Origin of the sequence: uncultured Gelidibacter sp. (assembly GCF_947500795.1) — a bacterium.
Classification (GTDB): Bacteria; Bacteroidota; Bacteroidia; order Flavobacteriales; family Flavobacteriaceae; genus Gelidibacter.
On sequence record NZ_CANMTE010000003.1, the window covers coordinates 409,842 to 436,551 of the forward strand.

The 26,710-nt window shown below is 36.4% G+C and carries 20 protein-coding genes; 8 read left to right on the top strand and 12 right to left on the bottom strand.

Going from position 1 to position 26,710, the window contains the following annotated elements:
- Window positions 1–4 precede the first annotated feature (4 nt).
- Window positions 5–2,206 carry a carboxy terminal-processing peptidase gene (locus Q0947_RS09685; RefSeq protein WP_299396722.1) on the bottom strand — a complete coding sequence of 734 codons (2,202 nt, stop codon included), beginning with the start codon at window positions 2,204–2,206 and terminating at the stop codon, window positions 5–7.
- Window positions 2,207–2,394: 188 nt separating this feature from the next.
- On the opposite strand from Q0947_RS09685, the gene surE reads away from it, so the two are divergent.
- From surE to Q0947_RS09715, 6 genes are all read left to right on the top strand, one after another.
- Window positions 2,395–3,168, top strand: a complete 774-nt coding sequence (surE, locus tag Q0947_RS09690) for a 5'/3'-nucleotidase SurE (RefSeq protein ID WP_299396438.1) — start codon at window positions 2,395–2,397, stop codon at window positions 3,166–3,168.
- Window positions 3,161–3,445 (top strand): hypothetical protein, encoded by a 285-nt coding sequence (locus tag Q0947_RS09695; RefSeq protein ID WP_299396440.1) that lies wholly within the window; start codon window positions 3,161–3,163, stop codon window positions 3,443–3,445. The genes surE and Q0947_RS09695 overlap by 8 nt, the downstream gene beginning before the upstream one ends.
- A gap of 51 nt (window positions 3,446–3,496) precedes the next feature.
- Window positions 3,497–4,627, top strand: a complete 1,131-nt coding sequence (lpxB, locus tag Q0947_RS09700; protein WP_299396443.1) for a lipid-A-disaccharide synthase — start codon at window positions 3,497–3,499, stop codon at window positions 4,625–4,627.
- A 147-nt stretch (window positions 4,628–4,774) separates the two neighbouring features.
- Complete coding sequence (locus Q0947_RS09705) at window positions 4,775–5,374, top strand: C40 family peptidase (RefSeq protein WP_299396446.1); 600 nt, start codon at window positions 4,775–4,777, stop codon at window positions 5,372–5,374.
- A 155-nt stretch (window positions 5,375–5,529) separates the two neighbouring features.
- Complete coding sequence (locus Q0947_RS09710) at window positions 5,530–6,045, top strand: C40 family peptidase (protein ID WP_299396449.1); 516 nt, start codon at window positions 5,530–5,532, stop codon at window positions 6,043–6,045.
- Between the two features lie 26 nt (window positions 6,046–6,071).
- Entirely contained in the window at window positions 6,072–8,111 is a 2,040-nt protein-coding gene (locus Q0947_RS09715; protein WP_299396452.1) for a ComEC/Rec2 family competence protein, read from the top strand.
- Window positions 8,112–8,150: 39 nt separating this feature from the next.
- Here Q0947_RS09715 and Q0947_RS09720 read toward each other — a convergent pair whose 3' ends face one another.
- The 5 genes from Q0947_RS09720 to Q0947_RS09740 all read right to left on the bottom strand — a co-directional run bounded on the left by Q0947_RS09720 (window position 8,151) and on the right by Q0947_RS09740 (window position 16,124).
- On the bottom strand, window positions 8,151–8,699 hold the full coding sequence (locus tag Q0947_RS09720; protein ID WP_299396455.1) for a thioredoxin fold domain-containing protein: 549 nt from the start codon (window positions 8,697–8,699) through the stop codon (window positions 8,151–8,153).
- Between the two features lie 87 nt (window positions 8,700–8,786).
- The gene (locus tag Q0947_RS09725; RefSeq protein ID WP_299396458.1) at window positions 8,787–10,571 is read right to left on the bottom strand and encodes a peptide MFS transporter; all 1,785 of its coding nucleotides are present in this window, start codon (window positions 10,569–10,571) and stop codon (window positions 8,787–8,789) included.
- Window positions 10,572–10,580: 9 nt separating this feature from the next.
- A complete protein-coding gene (locus tag Q0947_RS09730; RefSeq protein ID WP_299396461.1) occupies window positions 10,581–12,149 on the bottom strand; it encodes a peptide MFS transporter in 1,569 nt (522 codons plus the stop codon).
- 205 nt (window positions 12,150–12,354) lie between these two features.
- Window positions 12,355–13,935 (bottom strand): peptide MFS transporter, encoded by a 1,581-nt coding sequence (locus Q0947_RS09735; RefSeq protein WP_299396464.1) that lies wholly within the window; start codon window positions 13,933–13,935, stop codon window positions 12,355–12,357.
- Window positions 13,936–13,955: 20 nt separating this feature from the next.
- Complete coding sequence (locus tag Q0947_RS09740) at window positions 13,956–16,124, bottom strand: S9 family peptidase (RefSeq protein WP_299396466.1); 2,169 nt, start codon at window positions 16,122–16,124, stop codon at window positions 13,956–13,958.
- 147 nt (window positions 16,125–16,271) lie between these two features.
- Here Q0947_RS09740 and Q0947_RS09745 point away from each other — a divergent pair, with 147 nt between their 5' ends.
- A complete protein-coding gene (locus tag Q0947_RS09745; RefSeq protein WP_299396469.1) occupies window positions 16,272–17,600 on the top strand; it encodes a hydroxymethylglutaryl-CoA reductase, degradative in 1,329 nt (442 codons plus the stop codon).
- Between the two features lie 49 nt (window positions 17,601–17,649).
- Entirely contained in the window at window positions 17,650–18,570 is a 921-nt protein-coding gene (locus Q0947_RS09750; protein ID WP_299396471.1) for a GYDIA family GHMP kinase, read from the top strand.
- A gap of 111 nt (window positions 18,571–18,681) precedes the next feature.
- Here Q0947_RS09750 and Q0947_RS09755 read toward each other — a convergent pair whose 3' ends face one another.
- The 6 genes from Q0947_RS09755 to Q0947_RS09780 form a co-directional block, all read right to left on the bottom strand.
- The gene (locus Q0947_RS09755; RefSeq protein ID WP_299396474.1) at window positions 18,682–20,826 is read right to left on the bottom strand and encodes a SurA N-terminal domain-containing protein; all 2,145 of its coding nucleotides are present in this window, start codon (window positions 20,824–20,826) and stop codon (window positions 18,682–18,684) included.
- Window positions 20,827–21,116: 290 nt separating this feature from the next.
- A complete protein-coding gene (locus Q0947_RS09760; protein WP_299396477.1) occupies window positions 21,117–22,406 on the bottom strand; it encodes a hemolysin family protein in 1,290 nt (429 codons plus the stop codon).
- Window positions 22,407–22,701: 295 nt separating this feature from the next.
- Entirely contained in the window at window positions 22,702–23,268 is a 567-nt protein-coding gene (gene lptC / locus Q0947_RS09765) for an LPS export ABC transporter periplasmic protein LptC (RefSeq protein WP_299396479.1), read from the bottom strand.
- Window positions 23,269–24,651 (bottom strand): hypothetical protein, encoded by a 1,383-nt coding sequence (locus Q0947_RS09770; protein ID WP_299396481.1) that lies wholly within the window; start codon window positions 24,649–24,651, stop codon window positions 23,269–23,271.
- 18 nt (window positions 24,652–24,669) lie between these two features.
- Entirely contained in the window at window positions 24,670–25,974 is a 1,305-nt protein-coding gene (locus Q0947_RS09775; RefSeq protein WP_299396483.1) for a hypothetical protein, read from the bottom strand.
- On the bottom strand, window positions 25,974–26,702 hold the full coding sequence (locus Q0947_RS09780) for a type III pantothenate kinase (protein ID WP_299396486.1): 729 nt from the start codon (window positions 26,700–26,702) through the stop codon (window positions 25,974–25,976). The genes Q0947_RS09775 and Q0947_RS09780 overlap by 1 nt, the downstream gene beginning before the upstream one ends.
- Window positions 26,703–26,710 lie beyond the last annotated feature (8 nt).

The window sequence follows — 26,710 nt, forward strand, 5'->3', positions numbered from 1 at the left end:
AGGGCTATTCCTTCATATGATTTGCAACCTTTTTAACGGTATACGTCGTTCTCAGATCATTCAATACGTTAAGCGCTTCTTCAACATACACATCATGGCTCAACGCCTTGTGCCAACGCTCACGTTTTTCCTTTAAAACACTATCTGCAGCCATTAACTTATTTTCATAAGGCAATGAGCTAAAGGTTAAATCTGTTTTATAATCTGTTAGTCTCTCAAACTGTTTCGCCTCATCCTCATTAAGTTTTAAAGCAGCTTTATAATTATCATACTTAAGTGAATAAAGTTCCTTATCTCTGATTTTTTTAACCCATTTAGCGTTTTCATCAATAAGTTTTAATTGCTCATTCTGTGCAATTCTAGCCTTACTATTTTCAATCGCTTTTTTGTAATCTACATAGTTTTCCCATACATTATAATCAGTAGCGTCAATTTTATCGTAGGCTAATGGATTGTCTTGATTCTTTTCACCCAAAGCAATATAACTGTAACGGTCCGGAACTACAACATCACTTTTTACACCTTCCAACTGCGTAGAACCACCGTTGATTCTATAATACTTTTGGATGGTATACTTAAGCGCGCCCATATCGCCACTCGTATTGTTTTTTACCATTCGGTTTAAATCCAATACCGTTTGAACGGTTCCTTTACCAAAGGTTTGCTCACTACCAATAACCAATGCACGTTTGTAATCTTGCATTGCGGCTGCTAAGATTTCTGAAGCTGATGCTGAATTCTCATTCACCAAAATCACTAACGGACCATCCCAAGCAATAGATTTATCTTTATCTCTCAGGACTTCTTTTTGTCCACCAGTAGTTTTTACCTGAACAATTGGACCATCCTTAATAAACAATCCAGCCATATCAATTACGGTTTGTAAAGATCCTCCACCATTGTTTCTAAGATCTAACACCAAGCCTTCAATATTTTCTTTTTTAAGACGCTCAATCTCCAATTTAACATCAGTAGCTGCGTTTCTTTTGTTATAATCGTCCATATTGACATAAAACCCAGGAAGATTAATCACGCCAAACTTCTTACCATCTTTTATAACCGTAGATGATTTGGCATAAACCTCCTCCAACTCTACGACATCTCTAGTAATCGTCAAATCTTCAATAGTACCATCAACCCTTTTTGTAGTTAAAATGACATTCGTTCCTTTTGGACCTTTAATCAGTTTTACCGCATCTTCAAGACGCATCCCTACAATATTTACAGAAGGCTGATCATCATCTTGTTTTACTTTCAAGATCTGATCTCCTACTTCCAATTTATTTTGTTTCCATGCCGGACCACCACTGATTACTTCCGTAATGGTAATCACATCCATTTTCTTTTGCAATCTAGCACCAATACCTTCAAATTTACCAGACATAGCAACGTCAAAACGTTCTTTATCTTCTGGTGCGTAATAGAATGTATGCGGATCAAATTCAGCAACAATAGCGTTTAAATACACTGAAAACCAATCTTCACGTTGACGTTCTTCGATATAATCGTAAAGTTCATTTAACGAGTTCAGTGTTAATTCACGTGCTTCTTTTTCCAATTCCGCCAAGGATTTCTTCTCTGTAACATCAGAAAGCTTTTCCGCAGTCTCAATTACCTCTTCCTCACCTTCAATAATCGTCATTTCCTGAACTTTCTTCTTATTAGAAAATGTATTTTCCTGTTGTGAAATCAAATCGTCATAATTAGCGATGGTAGAAAACTTCAGTTGGGTTCTCCAACGCTCGCGCATGTCCTTTTTCGACTTTACATAGTCCAATTTCTTGTATTCCGTATTGATTTCTTCATCAATGCTAAAATCAAAAGGATTACTTAACACATCCTTGTACATTGCTTTAGATTCGTCAAAACGCTGTAATAGTCGTTGGTGAGTCAGATTAAAAAATGTTAAATCGTGGTTTTTCAATTGGTCATCAATCTGATCTTTATAAGCTTCAAACTCTTTAATATCTGAGGCGTAAAAATATCTCTTGAAGGGATCCAATTGATCTAAATAACTTTTAAAAACCTGCTCTGAGAATTCGTCGTTGATGTCTCTCGGACTAAAGTGACCTTCGCCTAAAACATAAGTTATCAACTGCATCAACAATTTATCTTTGTCCGGATCGTCAAAACTTTTGGTAGTAAAACTGCAAGACGCGAATGCCAACATAAGCGCCAACAATAAAATCTTATAATTCCTTTTCATAATATCTTTCATATGTTATAATGGCATTGTTAATGTCTAAACGCAATAGACCCTTTATTATTTTTCACTAAAGTAAAAGAAAAAACCGTGCCAATAAAAGCTATGGCTACTAATTTTTTGTTAAACCAACGAGAATACGGGAATAACGCCTATTTTATGTATTTTAGCAGACTCAATAAGATTTTAGAATGAAGAAAAGACCATTGATTTTAGTAACTAATGATGACGGCATTACAGCTCCCGGAATCCGTACATTAATTGAAGTTATGAAAACCATTGGCGAGGTAGTAGTGGTTGCTCCGGACAGTCCGCAGAGTGCCATGGGTCACGCCATAACCATTAATTCTACTTTGCATGTTGAACAAGTTCACATCGATACTGAAGTTGAAGAATACAGTTGCTCAGGTACGCCTGCCGATTGCGTTAAATTAGCGGTAAAACAAATTTTGGGACGACGTCCGGATATTTGTGTTTCTGGAATTAATCATGGGTCAAATTCATCAATCAACGTTATTTATTCGGGTACTATGAGTGCTGCTTTGGAAGCTGGGATTGAAGGCATTCCAGCTGTTGGATTTTCATTATGTGATTATAATTGGAACGCCAATTTTGAGGCTTGTAAATCTTTTGTAAAAACGATAGTTGAAAACGTACTAGAAAACAGTTTACCAACTGGGGTCGTTTTAAATGTCAACATTCCAAATTTGGCTAAAAAGGACATTAAAGGCGTTAGAATTTGTCGCCAAGCAAAAGCAAATTGGGAAGAAGAATTTGATAAACGTCAAAACCCACAAGGTCGCGATTATTATTGGCTAACCGGCAAGTTTGTAAATCTTGACAACGGTGAAGATACTGATGAATGGGCCTTAGAAAACGGCTATGTTTCAGTGGTTCCCGTCCAATTTGACCTTACTGCACACCATTGCATTCAGAACTTAAACTCTTGGAATTTAAATGATTAAAAAGGAACTATTTATTGGGTTTTTGGTAGGATTAATAGCCAACGCCATCGGATTTATTATTGCAATTCTCCTTTTCGGAAACGGGGAGGATATTGTTACAGCCTACAGACAATCATTAGCACAAGGTTTTTTTAGCAAACTCGTCAGCATGGGCGCGATATTAAATCTTGTTGCCTTTTTTATGTTTCTAAAAGTGAAACGTGATTATCGTGCACGCGGTGTAATTTTCGCCACAATTGCAGTAACCATTGTCACGTTTTTAGTAAATTACAAATAAAACGGTTAGGCTTAGGTCTATCCCACTCACTATAATCGGCATTTTCAACATATGAAATATTATATCATTGCTGGTGAAGCTTCCGGAGATTTACATGGCGCAAATCTTATGAAAGCCTTGCAAAAACAAGACGGCGACGCTCAATTTAGGTTTTGGGGCGGCGACTTAATGCAGGCTGTTAGTCCGACGTTGGTAAAACATTATCGCGATTTGGCTTTTATGGGTTTTTTAGAAGTGGTCATGAACTTAAAGACAATCGCTAAAAATCTGTCCTTTTGCAAAAAAGACATCGAAAGCTACAATCCAGATGCCATTATCTTTATTGACTATCCTGGTTTTAACTTGCGAATCGCAAAATGGGCCAAACAGAAAGGGTTTCGAACGCATTATTATATTTCTCCACAAATCTGGGCTTGGAAGGAAAACAGAATCCATGACATTAAACGTGATGTTGATAAAATGTATGTCATTCTTCCTTTTGAAAAATCATTTTATGAAGACAAACATGATTTCCCTGTCGAATTTGTTGGTCACCCATTAATTGATGCCATTGCCGACAGAACTCAGGTGATGAACGGCGATTTTAGGGCCAAACACGGACTGTCAGACAAACCTATCATTGCATTATTACCGGGAAGCAGAAAACAGGAAATCCGTAAAATGCTGGCCGTCATGCTCAGCGTTGTTAAAGATTTTGAAGCGTATCAGTTTGTTATTGCTGGTGCACCAAGTCAGGATTACGAATTTTATAGCAGTTTCATTAAAAAGGAAAATGTGACTTTTGTTGACAATAAGACTTATGACTTATTGAGTTTATCTAGCGCCGCACTCGTAACATCAGGCACAGCGACTTTAGAAACGGCATTATTTAAAGTACCAGAAGTTGTTTGCTATAAAGGAAGTTGGCTTTCTTATCAGATTGCGAAACGCATTATTAAGCTCGATTACATTTCTTTGGTCAATTTAATTATGGACAAGCCTGTTGTTACGGAGTTGATTCAAGATGATTTTAATACCAAACGTTTAAAGAAAGAATTAGAGGCTATTCTCAATACAGAAAAGCGCGAAGTTCTTTTCATGGATTATTTTGAATTGGAAAAGAAATTGGGCGGAAAAGGTGCCAGTAAGAAAACAGCGCGGTTGATTTATGAAGATGTAAAAACACTCCATAATACCGATTAGTTAAAAAAAATATTTTTTTTGATACTAATCCTAAAAACTGATCGTTCTTTCCTAAGAAAAAAAAATATTGACCATAACTAAAATTAGCTATTTTTGGGAATCTTGTAGAAATCAAAAATACCTTTATAAAAATACAGTTCTAATTTGATGAAACCGATTGTCCTTTTCCTGCTTGTAGCACTCACGCTAAGCAGTTGTAAATCTTCTCAGCAGATTGCAACTTTCAAATCAGAAACCATTAAACCACAAACTCTTAAAATTGACTTACAACCCATAGAAGTCACTTCAAGTTTCGACTTTTCGACCGACCTCCAGCCCATCGAATTATTTTCATTAGAAGACGTTGCACCAAACACTTACTACTCTTTAGCTGATAGAATTGTGGATTATGCATTTGAATTTGACGGCGTAAGATATAAACGAGGCGGCACTTCAAAAGAAGGTATGGATTGCTCAGGATTGGTAGTGACAACATTTGAAAAGGAAAATATTTCATTACCAAGAGTTTCAAGAGACATTGCCCTTACCGGTGACAAAGTAGATTTAAAAGAAGTTACTAAAGGCGATTTATTATTTTTCGCCACCCGTAGAAATAGTAAGATTATTAGTCATGTGGGGATTGTTACCACAGTGAAAGATGGCACTATAGAATTTATACATTCCAGTACAAGCCAAGGCGTCATCGTTTCCAATATGGCTGAAAAATATTGGCACCACGCATTTATTGAGGCAAGGCGCGTGATCTAATTAAACACGATTTACAATTACAAAGTTGTCATTCTAGAATTTTGTCCTGAATTTTACTTACAAATCCTATTTTCATTGGTTAATTGACATAAAACAAGTAGCACCTTGCTTAATGTTAGTATAAATTGATATTTTTATCAAAAATTAGCTCACAAATGAAAAAGATCGCCCTAATCCTTCTTCTATTGGTCGCTTTTAGTAGCTGTAAAAGTTCTAAACGCGTTGTTACCACAAAATCTAAGACAACTAAAATTGATAGAAGGTCCACACCTTCAGCACCCGCAAACCCATTAGCAGAGAATATTATTGATTATGCGATGAAGTTTGAAGGTGTCAAATATAAATATGGTGGCACTACAAAAAAAGGGATGGATTGTTCGGGCTTAATCGTGACTTCCTTTAATAGCGAAAATATTGCTTTACCAAGAACCACAACCGATATGGCTGTTGCGGGCGATTGGATAGATTTAAAAGAGGTTGTAAAAGGAGATTTATTGTTTTTTGCCACTCAAAGAAACAGCCGAAAAGTGAGTCATGTTGGGATTGTAACCGAGGCCAGAGATGGGAATGTTGAATTCATACATGCGAGCACCAGCAATGGCGTTATTGTGTCCAACTTAGCCGAAAAATATTGGTACTTTGCCTTTGTTCAGGCAAGACGTGTTCTATAAGCCTTATTTGTAGTAACTTAGAGCGCATGAAGTTACTCAACTTTGCGCTCATTAAGATTACCATTAGCCTCATCATAGGCATTCTCTTTGCATTTTATGTCCCCGTTTCTTTAATAATCATTCTTGTTGTAGTTGCAACCTCTATTCTTGGTCTGGCGACATTCCTCATTATTGAAAAAGGCCGCTTGGTTAAGTCTGCAGGATTTGGGTTGCTCACGTTTCTGACTTTTTTTGCAGTTGGAATTCTCACCTTTCAGATCCATGATCAAAAAACCTTCAAAACGCATTATACGCAACATGTACATCCAACTCAGGATACGATAGAAACGATAACGTTTCGCATTCGAGAAGTATTAAAACCCACCGCTTATCATGACAAATATGTTGTCGATATTTTAAAGGTCAACAACCAAGTTTTAAGTGGAAAGACTTTGCTAAACGTCCAAAAAGACAGTCTTAACCCGCCAATCAATGTGGATGGCATTTATACGTCGTTTACAAGTTTCAAAGACGTGAATGCGCCTCTTAATCCGAATCAATTCGACTACAAAGCATATCTCCAAAAACAGTACATATACCATCAAGTTTTTACAGACCGTGACCATCTCTTAAAAGTGCCCTCAGAAAAGCACACGCTTTTTGGATATGCTGCCAATCTACGACGCACTATTAATTCAAAATTAAAAGCAAAGAATTTGAAATCGGACGAGTTGGCGCTTATCAATGCGTTGCTTTTAGGCCAACGACAAGATATTAGTCCCAAGATTTTTGATAGCTATTCTAAAGCAGGCGCCATCCATATCCTTGCAGTATCAGGATTGCATGTGGGCATCATTTTGATAATGCTCAATCTGCTTTTTAAGCGCTTGGAATATCTGAGACATGGGAAACTCATTAAAACGATAGTCATAGTTCTCATTTTGTGGAGTTTTGCAATAATTGCCGGATTATCAGCTTCGGTTACGAGAGCTGTTATGATGTTTAGTGTGGTGGCTATCGGCATGAATTTAAAACGCCCTGCCAACATTTATAACACCTTGGTCATTTCCATGTTTTTCCTCCTCCTATTTAAGCCCATGTTTCTCTTTGATGTTGGGTTTCAAATGAGTTATTTGGCCGTTATTGCTATTGTCAGTATACAGCCTTTAATTGTCAACTTATGGCAGCCCAAATTAAGACCTGTAAAATATATGTGGCAAATACTTACGGTGACTTTAGCTGCCCAACTCGGTGTCGTGCCCATAAGTCTATTTTACTTCCATCAATTTCCAGGCTTGTTCTTTTTATCCAACCTTGTCATCATACCTTGTTTGGGTATCATTTTAGGACTTGGTATTGTAGTGATCTTTCTGGCTCTAACCAATCTTTTGCCGGCGTGGTTAGCTGACATTTATGGCAGTATCATCAGCATTATGAATAGTTTTGTACGATGGGTGTCTCTTCAGGAACAATTTGTTTTTAAAGACATCTCCTTCAGTTTGCTCAAAGTTCTTGCGGCATACGTATTAATTCTTGCGCTCTTCATGCTCGCGAAGAGGCACAACTTCAAACGATTGGCTATCGCTATGATAACTGTACTATTATTTCAATCGGCTTTAATTTTTGATAAAAAACAGCTTAAGAGCGAGGAATTTATTGTGTTCCATAAGAGCAGATTCAGTCTCATTGGCTTGCGATCTAATGCGTCACTGATAATACATCACAACATGGATAGTTCGAGTGTTTCAAAGGAAAATAACATCAAAAATTATAAGATTGGAAATGCAATAAACACTATCACAAATACCACTTTAGAGAACGTTTACATGTTCAACAACCAAAGCATTTTAGTTATTGATAGTTCTGGTGTATATAATATTCCGAAACTTAATCCTGATTATGTTCTCTTAAGGAATTCGCCCAAAGTCAACTTGACAAGACTTTTAGATTCCATAAATCCTAAATATATCATTGCAGATGGCAGCAATTATAAGTCCTATTCCAATCGGTGGGAAGCAACTTGTAAGACACAAAAAACCCCTTTCCACATGACCAGTGAAAAGGGGGCATTTATTTTAAAGAAATGATCTTAGTTTCTAAACAAAATCAATCTCGTTCCGTTTTTATTAACCTTTAAATTGAGGTTTAAAAGCACTGTAATAGGCATTAAAATCCTCTTGGGTTTTCATTTCCTTATGCGTATCCTTCAAGAACATTTTAAGGTACAACTCCAATTGCTGTGGATTTTGATAACCTCTTAATGGGAAAATTAAATCTCCATTTTCATCAAAAAAGACAATCGTTGGGTAGGCATTAATTTGAAGCGCACTCGTTAAGTCGTGCACGCTATTTCTACGACTTGCCAATTCTGGCTTATAATTTCTATTGGAATAGCTGTTGTTTTTGTACTTAACCACCTCATTCCCTTCACCATTGAATTTTACAGCATAGTAGTTATCATTAACGTATTTTGCCACATCAGGATTTTGAAAGGTGTTTTTATCCAACATTTTACAAGGGCCACACCAATTGGTATAAACGTCCATCATAATTTTTTTAGGCTTCTTTTTTTGAAGGGCAAGCGCTTCTTCAAAAGTGACCCATTTTATCTGTTGTGCTATGCTGCCGAATGACACTAACATAGTCAACACCAATAGCAATCCGATTTTCTTCATATCTCAAAATTTTTACAAAGCTAATAAGTTAAATCAAAAAATGCTCCAAGGTTGGAGCATTTCACGTTTTTTTAACGATTTATAATTTTATCTCACCCCATGCATAAGTTTCTTAAGCACTGGATTTAATACCATAGAAACCAATCCGACGGCAATAGGAATAACCGCAAATATCAAGAAGAATACACCTAATGAATATTCAGCAGAAATCTTATCGATCATCCCTCCCATGGTGTTCGCTACTTTTTGTCCAACCGCAATTGCCAAGTACCACACCCCGAACATAAATCCGATCATACGGGCTGGCACTAATTTGCTCAAATAAGACAATCCTAAAGGCGATAGGCAAAGTTCACCCATGGTATGTAACAAGTATGCCAATATCAAGAAAATCATGCTTACAGAGGCTGATTTGGCCCCTGAAGGGATATCTGAAGCGCCGTAGGCCAAAATTGCAAACCCCAATCCTAATAACACCAATCCGATAGCATATTTCATTGCCGCACTCGGATTGTATTTGCTTTCCCACCACTTCGAAAAAATAGGTGCTAATGTGATAATAAAGAACGAATTTAAAATACCAAACCACGTGGCATCAACCTTCAATTCATCTGAAAAAGATTTATCATAAATACGGTAAAGTACCAATCCCCAAACGCCAATAAATGCAATCGCTAAAATGATGTTTGAGGCGCCAATTCTTGTAAACGTCTTTCTGAAAATAAGGACAATCACATAAGTGATAATGATTAATGGAATCGTAGTCAATAACCCATCAACAATTTTAAATATTGTAGCGGCACTTCCATTTAAATCTCTATTGGTATAATCGCTAGCAAACAAGGTCATCGACCCTAATGATTGCTCAAAGAAAGCGAAAAAGAACACTGTAAATAATGCAAAAACAGAAACTGCAATCAAACGATCTCTAACGATTGGTAGGTAACGTGCAATTCTGGCTACTAATAGAATTAAAAATAATATTAACGCTGCAATCACCACAACATTAGAACCACTCATGCCCATAAACTCAAAAGGGAACATTGTGCTTCCGCCAATTTTCTCCATCGGATCATTGAACAAATACAACAACCCTCCAATAGAGGATAGCGCTATAAGAATTTTATCAAAGGCTGTGAATGGGTTCAGCTTAATAGCAGCTTCCACTTCTTCTTTTTCTAACTCTAATTCTGTAGGAACTTTAACATCTTGCACCACATCCAACTTCTTCGTTGGGGCAGCACCAACTTGACCGAAAATTTTATGAGCCAATACAAACTGAAGCATTCCTAAAAACATAAAAATTCCGGCAAGACCAAATCCGTAGGCCCATCCGTAATTTTCAGCTAAGTAACCACAAAGCATCATCCCGAAAAAGGCACCTGCATTTACGCCCATATAAAAAATGGTGTATGCGCCGTCTTTTTTAGACTCTCTCGTTTTGTACATCTCAGAGATAATAGAGGTGATATTTGGCTTAAAGAAACCAGTACCAATTACCAACAATGCTAAACCTAAGTAGAATGACATTGTAGTTTCCAAGGCCATAGCTGCGTGACCAAGCGTCATTATAATACAACCAATAACAACGGCCATGCGGTATCCTGTCCATTTATCTGCAATCCAACCGCCAATAATTGGGGTTAAATATAACAGCGATGCATAAGTCCCAATAAGTGACAATGCGTGTTCACGAGGCCAATCCCATCCTGGATTGTCGCTCATCATCGGCGCCGTTAAAAACAAGATTAAAAGGATTCGCATTCCATAAAAAGAAAAACGTTCCCACATCTCTGTAAAGAAGAGAATAAACAATCCTACTGGATGACCTAAAACAGTGTCTTTAAAAAGATTTTCAATGTCCGTATTCATAATGTATTACTAGTTTTTATGTTCTTGTTGCGCTAAATCAAATTTTTCCTGTTCCCTAATTTCTCTTTCATCATCTTCAGCACCATGCGTCAAACGTTTTAAAGGTTTTAACATCGCAAGGACTAAAATTCCGAACAGTACTGTAAAAATTGTAATTCCTGAAAACACAGCGTATTCTCCGTATTCAGATGCATTTTCACCTAAAATACCAGCCACTTTATTTCCCAATCCTGTTGCAGCAAAATATACACCCATCATCAATGACGCATATTTTACAGGCGCCAATTTCGTGATAAAAGATAAGGCTACAGGAGACGAACACAGCTCTCCAATAGTGTGGAATAAATAAGCAAATACCAACCAATACATAGCAGAACTACCATTGGCATTATATTCTTTAGCAGCAAAAATCATAAACACAAAACCTAGTCCCATAATCATGGTACCTACAGCCATTTTGAATAATGACGATGCTTCTTTTCCTTTTAGTTTTCTCTTAGCCCAAAATCCAGCTACTAACGTTGCGAAAAGAATAATGAATCCGGCGTTTAAGCCTTGGAACCAAGTCGCAGGAATTTCCCAACCCATGAAGATTCTATCGGTTTTTTCACTGGTATAAATACTCATCAAACCTCCAGCTTGCTCAAAAGCTCCCCAGAATACGATGACAATAAGGAACGATAATAGCAACACCAAAAATCTGTCTTTTAGAATTTGAGTGGTTAAATTTTTATAAATCATCATCATTACGCCGGCAACCATTGCAATAAAAATATAAAGGGCTGTGTATGCCCAATTATCGACACCATCATAAGTAAATCCAGCATAGACGGCATATGCGCAAATCAACAATACGATTCCTAATTGTAAAGGCGATTGCGATAATTTGGCGAAAAGCTGTACTAAAGACACATCCTCTTTCTTCTCTTGTTCTGTGGGCTTGTTTCCAACATGCACTAAAAACTTTTGACCGTATAAATAAACCATCAAACCAAAAAGCATCGCAATACCTGCAAGACCGAAGCCATAATGCCAGCCTATCGTTTCACCAACATAACCAACAATAAAGGTTGCCAATAAAGAGCCTAAGTTAATACCAATGTAGAATATGCTAAATCCTTTATCACGTCTGATATCGCCTTCTTTATAAAGACCACCTACCATGGTAGAAATATTAGGTTTTAACAGACCAACACCTAAAATAATCAAGGCAAGACCTGTATAAAATGCCCACATTTGATCAAAAGCCAAGATTCCATGACCCGCCACTAAAATTAAAGCACCATAGAGTACAGCCTTTTTCTGACCAAAGATTTTGTCAGCCAACATACCTCCAGGAATGGACATCACGTATACCAACATGGTGTACCAACCGTATAACATTATAGATTCGGAATTCAACCACCCCAATCCAGGATTGTCAGCTGTGGTTTTCTGAACTAAATAAAGCGTTAATAATGCTCTCATGCCATAGTAAGAGAAGCGTTCCCACATCTCTGTAAAAAACAGGATGTATAGTCCGACTGGATGGCCCCAAAGTTCTCTTTGACTTGGTTGAATTGTTGTTGTACTTGACATAAGATTTAGATTAGTTAGCGTTTATAAAACTTGTTTTAATACTATTTCAATTTATTCTGAAAATGATTTCATTCTCAAAATCAAAAATCAAAACAGGTATCATGTAATAGGTCTTTATAATATTGAGAAAAGAGTCTATTGGTGTTATAGACTCTTTTCTCTTCTCTGTAATATTTATTGTTCTTGCAATCTCAAATATTGATTACTAATTAATGCCATGCATCATTTTCTTTAATTTCCCGTTGAATATCAAAAGCATTAATGCGGCAAATAATGGAATGGCTGCAATCATGATAAAGAATGTTGACAAGGAATAAGTTTGCGATATTTTATCGATATAGGCACCTGTCCAACCTGCAATGAAATTGGCAATTGCTGAGGCTGTAAACCACAGGCCAAATAACATTCCCACGAATTTTTTAGGTGATAATTTACTTACATAAGATAATCCTACTGGAGATAAGCATAACTCACCCATGGTATGGAAGAAGTAAGCTAAAATTAACCAGATCATACTTACAGATGCGGTTTTTGCACCTTGAGGAATACTCATACTTCCATAAGAAAGTGCAAAGAAACCAACGGCTACCAAGATAAGTCCTAAAGCAAACTTCACTGGTCCGGAAGGATCCCATACTTTCTCCCATAGCTTACTAAACGATGATGCTAAAGTAATAATGAAAAACGAGTTTAATATTTGAAACCATGACACTGTTACCTCTGTTGCCTCTAAAGAGAACTCACGGTAAACTTTCCAAATACCTAATATCCAAATAATCACAAATGAAACGGTTGTAAAAATGATTGTCATTGGATACTTTGCATAAATTTTCTTTCCTAGACCAACCAATACATACGTTACGACTGCCATAGGGAAGATAGTCAGTATGGCATCTACCCATTTAAAGATGAGTCCGGAATTACCCGTTAAGGCTCTTTGGGTATAATCTTTAGCAAACAGAGTCATTGATCCACCTGCCTGTTCAAAAGCGAAGAAGAAGAATATACTCGCAATCATTAAAACGAATACAACAATTAATCGATCTTTAATGACATTCGGTGCTAATACTTCATCATCCTTATCTCTTTCAGCTATTGCTAATTTCTCCTCTTTTGTAGCATGTGTTCCAACGCTTCCAAATATTTTTTGTCCAAAATAGAATTGTAGCATCCCAAAAAACATGAATACACCAGCTAAACCAAATCCGTAGTGCCATCCAATTTTTTCTCCAATATAACCACACAATAACATTCCTAAAAAGGCACCTGCATTAATACCCATGTAAAAAATGGTGTAGCCTGCATCCTTTTTAGTACTTGTATCCGGATATAACTGCCCTACCATTGACGAGATATTCGGTTTAAACATACCGTTACCCAAAATCATAAGCGCCAAACCTAAATAGAAAAAGTATGGTGTAAAGCCTTCAAGCGCCATCGAAGCATGCCCTAAAGTCATGATTGCAGCACCAATCAGAATTGCTTTTCTATAACCTGTAAATCTATCGGCAATAAATCCACCCAATAACGGGGTTAAATACACCAAACCTGTGTATAAACCATATAATTTTAGGGCCTCTTCATTTGTCCAACCCCAGCCGCCACTTAGCAATTCACTCACTAAAAAGATGGTCAATAAGGCACGCATTCCATAATAACTGAAACGCTCCCACATTTCTGTAAAAAATAACACGAATAATCCGGCAGGGTGTCCCATTACCATTTTATCATCAATACCTTGCTTTTGAAGGTGAACGACTAATCCTGGATCATTATCTTGACTCATAGAATATAATTTAATTTAGTTTATAGGTTTTCGTTAATAAAATTCGTCATTTTAGTATATAAATGTAATCTCGTGTTGCCACCGTAAATGCCATGGTCATTGTCTGGATAAATCATCCATTCAAATTGTTTGTTGGCTTGAATAAGGGCTTCCACCATTTGCATGGTATTTTGAACATGCACGTTGTCATCTCCTGATCCGTGGATCAACAAGAAATTGCCTTTTAATTTATCCACATGGTGAATAGGAGAATTCTCATCATAACCTGTAGGATTTTCTTGCGGCGTGGTCATGTAGCGTTCCGTATAAATAGAGTCATAAAAACGCCAGCTTGTTACCGGAGCAACTGCAATAGCCATTTTAAAGACATCATTCCCTTTAAATAAGGCATTACTACTCATAAATCCGCCGTAACTCCATCCCCAAATCCCCATACGATCTTGATCAATATAAGCTCTTGAACCTAATTGCTTAGCGGCTTCAATTTGGTCTTCAACTTCGTATTTACCCAATTCATTTTGAGTCACCTTTTTAAAATCAGCACCTTTAAATCCTGTGCCTCTACCATCAACACAAGCCACAATATAGCCTTGTTGTGCTAAATAATAATACCAATAATCATTGGCACTATTCCAAGAGTTTTTCACAGATTGAGACCCTGGTCCTGAATACTGAAACATAAATAACGGATAGGTTTTAGACGCATCAAAATTAGCCGGTTTAATCATCCACATGTTCAAATCATTCCCGTTAACAGCAATAGTGCTGAATTCTTTTGCAGGCAAATTGTAGCCTTCCAAATTATTCTCTAAAGCCACATTGTCTTTGATCACTTTAACCAATTTACCGTCCTTTGCGGTATGTAAGGTGTATTTTGGAGCTGTTGTAGCACTTGAGTATGTGTTGATGAAATAAGTAAAATCAGCACTGAAATTAGCCGAATTTGTTCCTTCATTCTGAGTCAGACGCTTTTTGTTCTTCCCATTAATTTTTATGGAATAGACATCTCTATTGATGGAACCATTTTCTACTGATTGATAGAAAATCGTATTATTCTTTTCATCAAAACCATAGTAATTAGTCACTTCCCAAGGCCCTTTGGTTACTTGATTGATCAATTTACCATCTTTTGAATACAAGAAAATATGATTGTAACCATCCTTTTCTGAAGTCCAAATAAAACTATTGTCCTGTAAAAAGGTTAGGTTATCCGTCACATCAACATATGCTTTGTCTTTCTCTTCCAACACCAGTTTAGATGACATATCCGTAGCGTTAATCATCCATAAATCAAGTTCATTTTGATGTCTGTTGGTGTATTGCGCACTTAAAACATCAGCATTGTTAGTCCATTTGATACGTGGAATATAGAAATCAGCATAAGGTTTTGATACTTTAACCTCATTAAGCTTATTTGATTTTAAATCGTAGATATGAAGCGATACAAGAGCGTTAGCTTCACCTGCTTTAGGATATTTAAATACCAATTGATCAGGATATAATTCTTTACCGTAAATATCCATCGAAAACTCAGGCACATCAGTTTCATCAAAACGAATGAACGCGATGTAAGTTCCGGCTGCATTCCACTCAAAGGCACGCACAAAAGCGAACTCCTCTTCGTACACCCAATCCGTAATACCATTGATGATTTTATTCTTCTCACCATCAAAGGTTAGTTGCGTCGTTTCATTACTCACAAGATCTTTTACAAATAGATTGTTGTTGAGTCCATACGCTACTTTCGTTCCATCAGGAGAAAAGGTTGGTTCTTGAATTTTTTCATCGGCAATCTTAACCAAAGTTTTTGTTTTAGTGTCATACACATAAAACACACCTAAAGTAGAACGACGAAAAATCGATTCTACCTCAGTAGCCAAAATAATTTTGCTCTCATCTTTACTAAACGTATAATCAGAAAAATTAGGTATGGCTTCCAAGTCGGAAGAATTTACCAAAGTTTCCACTTTAGATAAGGTTTTATAATCATAAACATCTATTGCAGTTGAACCTTTTTCGTAATTGAGAACAGAGTACTGTTTTCCGTTATTCATGGAATGTAAAGATTGCATTCCTTCGGTTCTAAAGGTGCCATTCCAGATGGCATCGAGGGTAATTTCCTTGTTTTGGGCTGAGGTTAAAACAGTTACCAAAAGACAGACAAACAAGGAACTTTTTAAATACTTCATTCAGGGATTTATTATTGATAAAATGCTGTCAAGTTTACTAAAAATTATGCAAAAACACTAACCTTTAATAGTTAAAAACGTAAAGCTGGAAATTGCAGCTTCATTTTCATAACTAGAATACTATCTTTGCATTTATAAACTTTCCTTATGCGTAAACCAATTAAAGGCTTTTCCAAACTTTCAAAAATAGAAAAAATTGAATGGATAGCTGCTACTTATTTTAAAGATGCAGATGCCGCAAAACAAGCCATTAAACAATACTGGAATACAGACCAAAAGCTGCAACAGCTTCATGATGAATTCATTGAGAACACCATTACCAATTATTATTTACCATTTGGTGTAGCGCCCAATTTCCTAATTAACGGAAAACTGTACACCATCCCCATGGCTATTGAAGAAAGTTCTGTGGTGGCCGCTGCCAGTAAAGCTGCTAAATTTTGGTTGGACCATGGCGGATTCAAAACGGAAGTTATTTCCACTACAAAAATCGGTCAGGTTCATTTTATGTATACTGGCGATTTTAGCAAACTTCAAAAGTTTTTTGCAGCCGTCAAGCCGAAGTTATATGAAGACTCTGAAGACATCACCAAAAGCATGAAAAAACGTGGTGGTGGCATTGTGGATATTGTTCTAAAAGATAAAACTGAGGATTTAAAGGATTACTACCAACTCCATGCAACTTTTGAAACCTTGGATGCCATGGGCGCCAATTTTATCAACTCCTGCTTGGAGCAATTTGCAAAAACCTTTAAATCTGAAGCGCTTCATTTTGATGATTTTTCAGAAGATGAAAGTCGCATACAAATAGTAATGAGCATTCTTTCCAACTATGTACCTGACTGTTTGGTACGCGTTGAAGTATCTTGTCCGGTTGACGAATTAACCGAAGACAAATCCATATCGGCAAAAGAATTCGCGCATAAATTTGTGCAAGCAGTAAATATTGCTGAGATAGAACCATACCGTGCTGTGACCCACAATAAAGGCATTATGAACGGTATTGACGCCGTTGTTCTTGCTACAGGAAACGACTTTAGGGCAGTCGAAGCTGGTGTACATGCTTACGCGTCGCGCAACGGCTCTTATAGCAGCCTTTCTCACGCTGAAATTGTTGATGACGTATTCAGGTTTTGGATGGAAATTCCCTTAGCACTCGGAACGGTTGGTGGCTTAACCAATTTACATCCTTTAGTTAAAGTAGCTTTAGAAATGTTAGATCAGCCTACCGCCAAAGAGCTTATGCAAATTGTAGCAACGGCAGGTTTAGCACAAAACTTTGCAGCCTTGCGTTCGTTAACCACAACCGGAATTCAGGAAGGCCATATGAAAATGCATTTAATGAACATGTTGAATCAGCTAAATGCAACAGCTCAAGAGAAAGAAAAAATCGTAGCTCATTTTAAAAATAATACTGTAACTCATAGCGCAGTGGAGGCGGCTTTAAGCAACCTCAGAATGATGACTAATAACTAAAACTGAATAAATACACGGTATTTACATAAAACACTCAACTCCATCACTTTTGAACCCAACGAGCAAGACTTTTTATAGCAACGGAAAATTACTCATCACAGGAGAATATCTCATTTTAGATGGAGCGATGGCTTTGGCCATTCCAACAAAATACGGACAATCTCTATCTGTTGAGACGTTGGATAAAAACCTATTGGAATGGGAGAGTTTCGATCACGAAGGCAAGTCATGGTTTGAAGCCACAGTGGCTCTAAGTCCAGAATTTAAAGTTATAAAAACGAACGACCTTGCCATTTCTGAGCGTTTGATTCAAATATTGAATGCATTAAAAAAATACAATCCAAAATTCTTGGATGGCGCTATGGCCGTGAAGATTTCAACCAAAGCTGATTTTCCGAAGAATTGGGGATTGGGTACATCTTCAACATTAATAAACAATGTGGCACAATGGGCAAACATTGACGCTTATAAAGTATTAGCAGATACGTTTGGCGGAAGCGGATATGACATTGCTTGTGCGAAACACAATGCGCCACTCACCTATCAACTGGAAAACGACGGAAGAACCATCATTGAACGCGATTTCAATCCGCAGTTTAAAGATCAGTTATACTTTGTGTTCTTAAATAAAAAACAGAACAGTAGAGATGGTATTGCGTCGTATCAAAAAGCGAAAAGCGATATTGCGGGCGCCATTTCTGAAGTCACCGCTATTACAAATGATATGATAAGCTGTACCACTTTAGAGACTTTCCAGTTTCTTATGGCGAGTCATGAAACCATCATTTCTAAAATCATTAAGCAACACCCCGTAAAAGAACAGCTTTTTAACGATTTTAAGGGCAGCATCAAAAGTTTGGGTGCTTGGGGCGGCGATTTTGTTATGGCGGCTTCTGAGGACAATCCGGAGGCGTATTTTAAGGCCAAAGGATTTGATACTGTCATTCCCTATTCAAAAATGATTTTATAGATTATATCTTAAATAATAAACAACACGCCTAACGTTTACCGTTCAATTTAAAGCATAAAAAAAGAGGTCTTAAATTTTAAGACCTCTTTTTTATGTATGATATTTAAACTACTAGTAAAACATAGCTCTGTTATCTTCAATTTCAGCTGCTGCTTTTAAAGCTTCGTAAGCTTTAATTTGTGCCGCAGTTAATTTCGATCCGTTTAAACGGTTAGCAATTGCTTGGTAGCTATCCAATTTAGGAGCAGCAGTCTTTTTAGTCACTTGTACCATAAAGACACCTTTATTACCATCGATTAATTTAGAAGTTTGACCTTCTTTCAATCCGAAAGCAACACCTACAACTTTAGGTTCTAAACCTGCACCCGCAAGGGTTGGGTTTTTTCTATTTACTGCACTTGCAGTAGAAACTGCTACATTTTGACTTTTTGCAACTGCATCTACAGTAGAACCAGAAATCTTCTCACGAATCATTCTCGCTTTCTTTTCTTTTCTGATTTCAGGAATAACAGTTGCTGAGGCAGCCTCAGGTGTCATTAATCCTTTTTTGTTAACCGCAGTTACTTGAACAACAGCATAACCTATACCAGGGATAGAGAAACGTTTGTAGTCACCAACTTTAGTTCCGTCTTCAAAAGCCCAACGTACAATAGCTCTTTGGCTACCTAATCCTGGGATGTTTTCGTCTAATTCTTTGATGTTGTTTACTGGTCTTACGACTGCATCATTCTCTTTAGCCACATCTTGCATGTCTTTTTCTTGAAGTGCAATTTCGAATTTAGATGTTTTATTGAAAACATCATCAATTGTGTTTTCAGAAGGCTCGATAGTTTGTGCAAGCGTTGCAACTTTCACCATACGAGTTTTAGCTTTTTGGTCTAGGATTTCAACAACGTGGAAACCGAAATCAGTTTTCACCACACCTAAATCACCTTTATTGTTTTCAAAAGTGTAATCTCTAAATTCTGGCACCATTGAATTGTATGCGTACCAATCTAAAACACCTTCTTTTTCATTACTTACTTTATCAATAGAGAAGTCTAATAAGTCAACAAACTTAGAACGGTTGCCTCTAATAACAGCCACTAAACTATCTGCTGTTGCTTTTGCTTGAGCTTCTGTTTGAACAGTTTCAGCATCTGCAGCACGAGATCCTACAAAAGGAATCAAAATGTGTCTTGATTTTACTGAGTCTGGCATGAATCTCTCTTCAACCAACTTAGTAATCTTGAACATGTTGTTGTCTTTGTAAGGTCCGTAATATTGACCTACACTAAGATTGAAAATACTATCCTGAGCTACATCTGGCAAACTAGACTTTGTTAAAAAGCTATTGTTGTATTTCACATCAGAGTTTGCATTGATGAAACCTTCAATATCTTTAGTTGCTTTAAATCCAACTACAGTATCATTCAATTTTGACACTTCATTGTATTCAACTCTCGTATCCAATAATGCAACTACATTGTTCTTAGCAGAAGTTTCATCTTCTACAGATGCAGATTCTACAAACTGTACAAAGTTGATATCTCTTGAAGCTTCCACTTCATATTTCTTACTGTGTTTTTTGATATAATCTGAGATTTCAGATTTAGAAACTTTAACTGCACTATCATCGATAGAAGTGTAAGGTACGTTCACAAATTTCACATCAACGTTAGCACTTTCCAAGTTGTATTCAACTTCAGCTTCAGCAAGTGTTGCACCAACTCCAGCTTTAATCATGTTGAAATATGCTTGTTCTTTAGCACCAACCGCAATTGCGTTTTCATTATTTACCCATTCCGCATAATTGATTTGGAAGTTTCCAAGCGGTGCTCTCTCTGGAGAAATGGCTTTTAAATTAGCAATAAACTCATTCAATCTGTTTTCATCGAACATCCCAACTTCGTTAGTGAATTCTGGGTATGAAGAAAAACTGTTTCTCAAAAGATTTCTCATTTGATCTTTTTCAACAGTAAGACCTAAGTCTTCAAATTGGGTTTCTAGAACTGCACGTCTAACTTCCTGTTCCCAAACTCTATTCATTGTTTGAGTCGCTGTGGCACTAGGGCCCATTTGACGTTGCAAGTTTTCAACATTGCCCATAAACTCATCGCGTTTAATGTCAGTACCATTAATTGTTGCAATGGTATCTTGAGGACCGAAAGCGCTACTGTTTCTGAACAAGTCAGAAAGTACGAAAGCAAATAGGGCCATTGCAATGATTGCAATAAGGAAAATTGAGCGTTGTCTAATTTTATTTAAAACTGCCATTTTATTGTATAAGTTAGAAAATATAGTGCGCGAAAATACCAATTTCTATCAAATAATAAAAGTAGAATACTATTTTATTAATTTAATATTGAATTGTTTGTCTAATGCCTTTAATTATTGCGAGAAAGCGCTGTAAAAAAGCGGGTTTTGATAAATTTTAATTCCGCGAAGACAAAACTACTGATTGCTGTTTTGAAGTGATTCCACTCTTTAACAGAGTCAATTTGAAGGATAAGTTTTAATAATTCATAAGTAGATATTCAACCGAAACCGGAAAGAGTCGACTGAAACTAATCTTCAGGAAGCACTTTTAGGGTTACTAACACAATTTTTGTCGTGGAAACTTCCAAAATTGTAAACAAGTAGTTCTCTATTTGAATTTGATCGTTTACTTGTGGAATTTCTTCCGTTTCGTCAACAATCAATCCACCTAAAGTTTCATAATTTTCACCTTCAGGAAGATCCAACTTGTAAACTTCATTGATATAGTCAACTTCTAACCTTGCCGAAAACTTATAAGTGGCATCGTCTAATTTTTCTTCAATCAGCTCAATAGTATCGTGCTCATCTTCAATTTCACCAAACAATTCCTCAATAATATCCTCAACTGTGATAATACCTGAAGTTCCTCCATATTCATCAATGACAACAGAAATACTTTTCCGTTTTTTGGTCAGCACGTTAAGGACATCCTTAACCAACATTGTTTCTGGAACAAACTCAACAGACATCACGACCGACTTGATATCCTTAGGTTTTTTGAACAGTTCAAATGAGTGTACATAACCTACAATATCATCTACAGAATCTTTATAAACAAGAATTTTAGACAGTCCTGAGGAGGTAAATAAGGCGTTTAGGTTTTTAATGGAATCATTAATATCTACCGCAATAATTTCGGTACGTGGCAACATGACTTCTCTTGCTTTTACTTCAGAGAAATCGAGTGCATTTTGAAAGATTTGAATTTCACTATCAATTTCATCATGTTCTTCAACAGATTCCATTTGCTCGCTGATATAATTCCCTAATTCTACTTTGGTCATTACCAACTGCACATCATCTCCGCCTGTTTTGAAGAAGCGTTTTAAGATCATGTTAGAAATCCAAATGATAAAATCGGACACCCAAGAGAAGAGTCCGTAAAAGAAATACGCAGGAACTGCTAATATTTTGAGTAGTGAATTAGCGTAAATTTGAAAGAATACTTTAGGCAGAAATTCCGCCGTAATCAATATCAATAATGTAGAAATGATGGTTTGCGATAACAAACTCAAGTCATTCAACATATAATTTAAAAATCCATACTCTGTTGGCAAAAGAGATTTGAACCAGCCCACCAACTTATCACCCATTAAAAAGCCATAAACTACCAGTGCAATATTGTTTCCAATAAGCATTGTTGCAATAAACTTTGAAGGTTTCGCAGTGAGTTTTGTAAGCGTTCTCGCTAGAAAATCATTTTGCTTTTTTGCAATTTCTATGTGAATTTTATTAGAGGACACATAGGCAATCTCCATGCCTGAGAAAAAAGCGGATAAAATGAGGGACAAAATAATGATAAGGGCATTACCGTCCATAAATTATTGTTTGTTATCCATTTTTTTTATGAAACGCTTTTTGAAGAAATACATTCCAACGGCCAATACCGAAAAAAACAAAAGCATATACGCTTTTTCTCTTTCAACATTCCACAGCCTTACCGTCTCATAAATAAAGAAGACAGCGATAAATAAATAAACGTATTGAATAATTTTTTGAAGCATTTTAATGAATCATTATAATTAGCCACAAAGATAACTAATTATTTATCTGAACTTAAATTAAAATAGGTGAATTGAAATGAGGGAAACTTGGGAATTTGAACTCCTAAGTCTACTGAGACGTATCTTCATCTAAATACACAGTACTTGTAACTTCACTGATCCCATAACTTGTAAAATCACGATTGGAATCGAAAGCATTACCCGTCACTATTTTTGTTGGGGACACATATTTGATAGGCTTGTTAGAAAATACCCAATCGCGCTTTTGGTCATAAAACAACTGCTGCGCAAAAATACTGTCTTTCGTTTCTGTGGTGATAAGGACGTTGCCCCTTAAATCAATTAAATCTGTATTGTTATAAACGATGGCATAATCAGCAACAATTACACTTTTTTTATTGCGCTCGTCATACAAATTCAAGGTCACACCATCAGGAAACTCATTATATGAAAATTCCCTATTGGAGAAATCCAACATTTTAGGGCTGATTAAATTTGCAATTAACCGACCAGAATCAGTGTATTTCAAATTCATGTCTTCAGCAATTCCTATCGGTTCGTTCTGAAGGACACCAATTTGTTGCACTTCCTTAAAGTTGTTTTTACATGAAAAAAACATAGTCACAGCTAATGCCGTGACTATGTTGAATAAACTATATGATGATGTTTGTTTCATTTAGATTTTTGGGACGGTCACACTTGAACCAATCCAACATCCAATTCTAATTGTTGTACCACCGTTTCCAGCTGTAAAGATCTCAGATCTTTGAGGTGCTTTACCTTCAAAGTTCGCAGCTAAACCTTCAGCATAAGATTTTAAGTTAGCATCTACTCTACCTGCTTTTCTAGCTTCAGCAGCTGCCAACCAGAATACCGCTCTTTTGTTAAACTGATTGTCTCCACAGTTATTTGCACTTGCAGCATACATGTTAGCAATTTCAATATGTGCCCTACCGTTTGATGGGTTAAGCGCTAATGATTTTTGGAAGTAATTTCTTGCAGCACCGTAGTTACCTTGAGATTTTAAACTTTTTCCGAAACGCATTGCTAATTTAGATTTTTTCAATGGATCTGTTTCCAAATCATAAGATTGATCTAAATATGGTTTTGCTTCTTTCTCCTTACCTTGTTTCATCAACAAGTTATATACAAAGTATTTCGTATCTGCTGATGGAGAAGATGCATCATAAGCTTTTACTAATTCAGTATATAAAGGATCGTCAGTACATTCTTTGTTGAACATTCTGTTTACAGCACGTTTCAACCAAACTGCATCATTTTTATACTTTTCAAAGTCTCTTGTGTATAAAGGAATCAACACCTCACAGTTAGCTAATTTACCTAGTTTACCGTCAATACTGCTAGAGATTTTATCATAAGCCTCTAAATAGCTTTCGTATTGTTTTTTGTATTGTCCTTCAGTTTTTGTAAGCGCAGTACCAGCTTCTTCCTTTTCAACAAGTGGGTTTAACTTTTGAGTATAATTGTCAATTTCTTGTCCAATTTTATCAGTGATGTCGTCATACTTGTCAAATACATTCTGTACTTCAACTTCTTTAGCTTCGTGCATATCAACTATTGTTGAGAAATACACATATAAACCTTTAGGGTTAGTGAAGCTTTCAGGTGCTGTTTTATATATGTTATCAAAAGCATCATAAACTTGTTTGTTGCTTAAGCCTAAAGCTTGTCTGTTATCATATTTCAACATCGCTTTATCTTGTAAAATATCTCCTGCCTTATATTTGTTAGGAAAGTTAACAAGACCTTCATCCCAAAGTTTCATCAAGTCATTTACATAATTAACTTGCTCTGCTCCAGTTGAGTTATCAATTTTATGCTTTAAAACTCTTTCACCGTAGTAATAGATAGCATAATTGAATTTAGGACATTTGCTACGTAGTTTTTTAAATGGTTCGTATGCCTCATCATACTTTTTGCTTTTTGCATAATCATTAAGCAAAGTTAAGTTTAACATACATTCTTCATCCTGTTGAGCAAAGCCAACATTGAACCCCATAAACAACGTAAGTAGGATTAAAGTAACTTGTTTTTTCATCATCTTAATTTTATTCGGTTAATTGTATTTACGTTTTTGGAACCATTGGTCATTTAAAGATAGACTAATTTGCAAATTCATAAAATTTTCTTGAATTAAATTTGCTTTAGTTGTCCCCTTGTTACCTATCTCAAAACCTATATTGGCATTAGAGAAAATGTTTCCAACTGGTAACCCAACTCCAAAAGATATGCCAAACTCATTAATAGTCTCATTATTTATTTCTAGACCAGTGTTCTCATAGTGCACACCAGCTCTATAAACAACTCTGTCCCAATAGCTTGAAAAAGAATTGTATTTTGGAATATAAAATCCACCAAGAGCAATTGTGGACGCATTTACAAACTTAGCATTATTAATGGCAAAGATTGGATTATCAAATTCACTAGTGTTTTGCAAGGTATATTCAGCCCCTACAAACCATTTTTGAGGTTGACCGATACCAGTTCCAAATGAGAATTTAGACGGTAAGGTTAAATCTGTTTTTTGAAGATTTTGACCTTCTAGATCGGCCACAATCGTATTAACAATAATTTCTTGTTCGGTACCAGGACTCACAACAACTGTTGAAAATACACGTTGATTATCAGACGTCAACTTGCTTTTTGGCATATAGGTTACCCCTGTAGTCAATTGCAATTTATCTGAAACCATGGTCTTATAACTCAATCCAAAGTTAAGATTCACGCCGCTTAAATCAGAGCGATTGCTTTCTTTAGAATGATATTGTAAAGGTTCTCCATCTTGGTAACCAAACTGTAAGGCGCTATTTTGGATGTTTCCAAAGTTATAGCTGGCATCCACACCTATGCCTAAGTTTGGTGTAATTTGATAGCCCAAACCTAAAAATGCTTTATTGAGTCCACCTTCACCTCTATAACGGTTATCTAAATTTCCGTCAGCGTTAGAAGATTCCAACTTATAACCTACTGAACTATAAGGTAACAATCCAAAACCTAATCCGAATTTTCCCATTGGCACAGCAAGCGCTAAATAATCGAAAGTTGTAGCATTCCCTTTTTGGCTTCCACCGTCAGATTTAAGAGTTAAATTACTAGAGCTTCCGCCCACTGTAAATTTAACAGGTCTGTTTTCATTGTTCCAACCCTTAAGATTGTTACCCGCGTAACCAGCAGGGTTACGCAAGTTAACGTGGATGCTGTCTGTAAAAATACTTAAGCCACCCATGCTTCTGTTTTCTACTGTTCCTTTAAATTTTAAAGTCCCAATGCCGTAAAATGAATATGGAGATGCTGTACCGTCTTGTGCTTGCGCTTGAATGGCAAAAACGGTGATGAAAACTATTACAAGTTTTTTTATCATTAGTGTGTATTATATTCTAAAATAAAGTTCAATCCCTCTAAAAGAAAATTCGAGTTGGCAAATATGCTATTTTTTAATTGCTTTGACAAGAAAATGGCATCTCCTCCTGTTAAAATAACTGTTAAATCTGAATAATTTTCGCGATAATCAGCTATGACTCCGTCAATTTCTTTGATAATCCCAAGCACTACACCAGAATGAATTGCGCCTGCAGTAGTATCTCCCACGATGGTTTTAGGCATCTCTGTATCTAATAACGGAAGATTTGCCGTTAACTGATGTAAGCTTTTATAACGCAACCGTATTCCGGGAGAAATGGCACCGCCTAAATAATCATTATTGGTTGTGACAAAATCATAAGTAATGCAACTCCCTGCATCTATAATTAAAACATTTTGGTTGGGATAGTTTTTTATTGATGCCGTTACAAGAGCCATCCGATCTACACCTAATGTATGTGGTGTAGCATAACAATTGTTGAACGGAAATTTTAAACTGGCATCCAAAATGAGCACTTCGCATCGTTTTTTAAGGTTGACGAGCGCCTCTTCTGGAAGATTTCCCACTGAAGAAAGGATGGATTTTTGAATTTTTGGGTATTTGTCAAAAAAAATTTTCTGGGTTTCTTTAAATTCCGAAACGGCCACACTTTGTTTTTCCAAGAGTTTATCATCCTGAAAAACAGCAATTTTGACAAACGTGTTGCCCACATCTACGATTAAATTCATATCAATTA

Coding starts and splice junctions, on each gene's coding strand:
- Q0947_RS09685 (WP_299396722.1), bottom strand. CDS start 2,206: ATGAAAAGGAATTATAAGATTTTATTGTTGGCGCTTATGTTGGCATTC.
- surE (WP_299396438.1), top strand. CDS start 2,395: ATGAAGAAAAGACCATTGATTTTAGTAACTAATGATGACGGCATTACA.
- Q0947_RS09695 (WP_299396440.1), top strand. CDS start 3,161: ATGATTAAAAAGGAACTATTTATTGGGTTTTTGGTAGGATTAATAGCC.
- lpxB (WP_299396443.1), top strand. CDS start 3,497: ATGAAATATTATATCATTGCTGGTGAAGCTTCCGGAGATTTACATGGC.
- Q0947_RS09705 (WP_299396446.1), top strand. CDS start 4,775: ATGAAACCGATTGTCCTTTTCCTGCTTGTAGCACTCACGCTAAGCAGT.
- Q0947_RS09710 (WP_299396449.1), top strand. CDS start 5,530: ATGAAAAAGATCGCCCTAATCCTTCTTCTATTGGTCGCTTTTAGTAGC.
- Q0947_RS09715 (WP_299396452.1), top strand. CDS start 6,072: ATGAAGTTACTCAACTTTGCGCTCATTAAGATTACCATTAGCCTCATC.
- Q0947_RS09720 (WP_299396455.1), bottom strand. CDS start 8,699: ATGAAGAAAATCGGATTGCTATTGGTGTTGACTATGTTAGTGTCATTC.
- Q0947_RS09725 (WP_299396458.1), bottom strand. CDS start 10,571: ATGAATACGGACATTGAAAATCTTTTTAAAGACACTGTTTTAGGTCAT.
- Q0947_RS09730 (WP_299396461.1), bottom strand. CDS start 12,149: ATGTCAAGTACAACAACAATTCAACCAAGTCAAAGAGAACTTTGGGGC.
- Q0947_RS09735 (WP_299396464.1), bottom strand. CDS start 13,935: ATGAGTCAAGATAATGATCCAGGATTAGTCGTTCACCTTCAAAAGCAA.
- Q0947_RS09740 (WP_299396466.1), bottom strand. CDS start 16,124: ATGAAGTATTTAAAAAGTTCCTTGTTTGTCTGTCTTTTGGTAACTGTT.
- Q0947_RS09745 (WP_299396469.1), top strand. CDS start 16,272: ATGCGTAAACCAATTAAAGGCTTTTCCAAACTTTCAAAAATAGAAAAA.
- Q0947_RS09755 (WP_299396474.1), bottom strand. CDS start 20,826: ATGGCAGTTTTAAATAAAATTAGACAACGCTCAATTTTCCTTATTGCA.
- Q0947_RS09760 (WP_299396477.1), bottom strand. CDS start 22,406: ATGGACGGTAATGCCCTTATCATTATTTTGTCCCTCATTTTATCCGCT.
- lptC (WP_299396479.1), bottom strand. CDS start 23,268: ATGAAACAAACATCATCATATAGTTTATTCAACATAGTCACGGCATTA.
- Q0947_RS09770 (WP_299396481.1), bottom strand. CDS start 24,651: ATGAAAAAACAAGTTACTTTAATCCTACTTACGTTGTTTATGGGGTTC.
- Q0947_RS09775 (WP_299396483.1), bottom strand. CDS start 25,974: ATGATAAAAAAACTTGTAATAGTTTTCATCACCGTTTTTGCCATTCAA.
- Q0947_RS09780 (WP_299396486.1), bottom strand. CDS start 26,702: ATGAATTTAATCGTAGATGTGGGCAACACGTTTGTCAAAATTGCTGTT.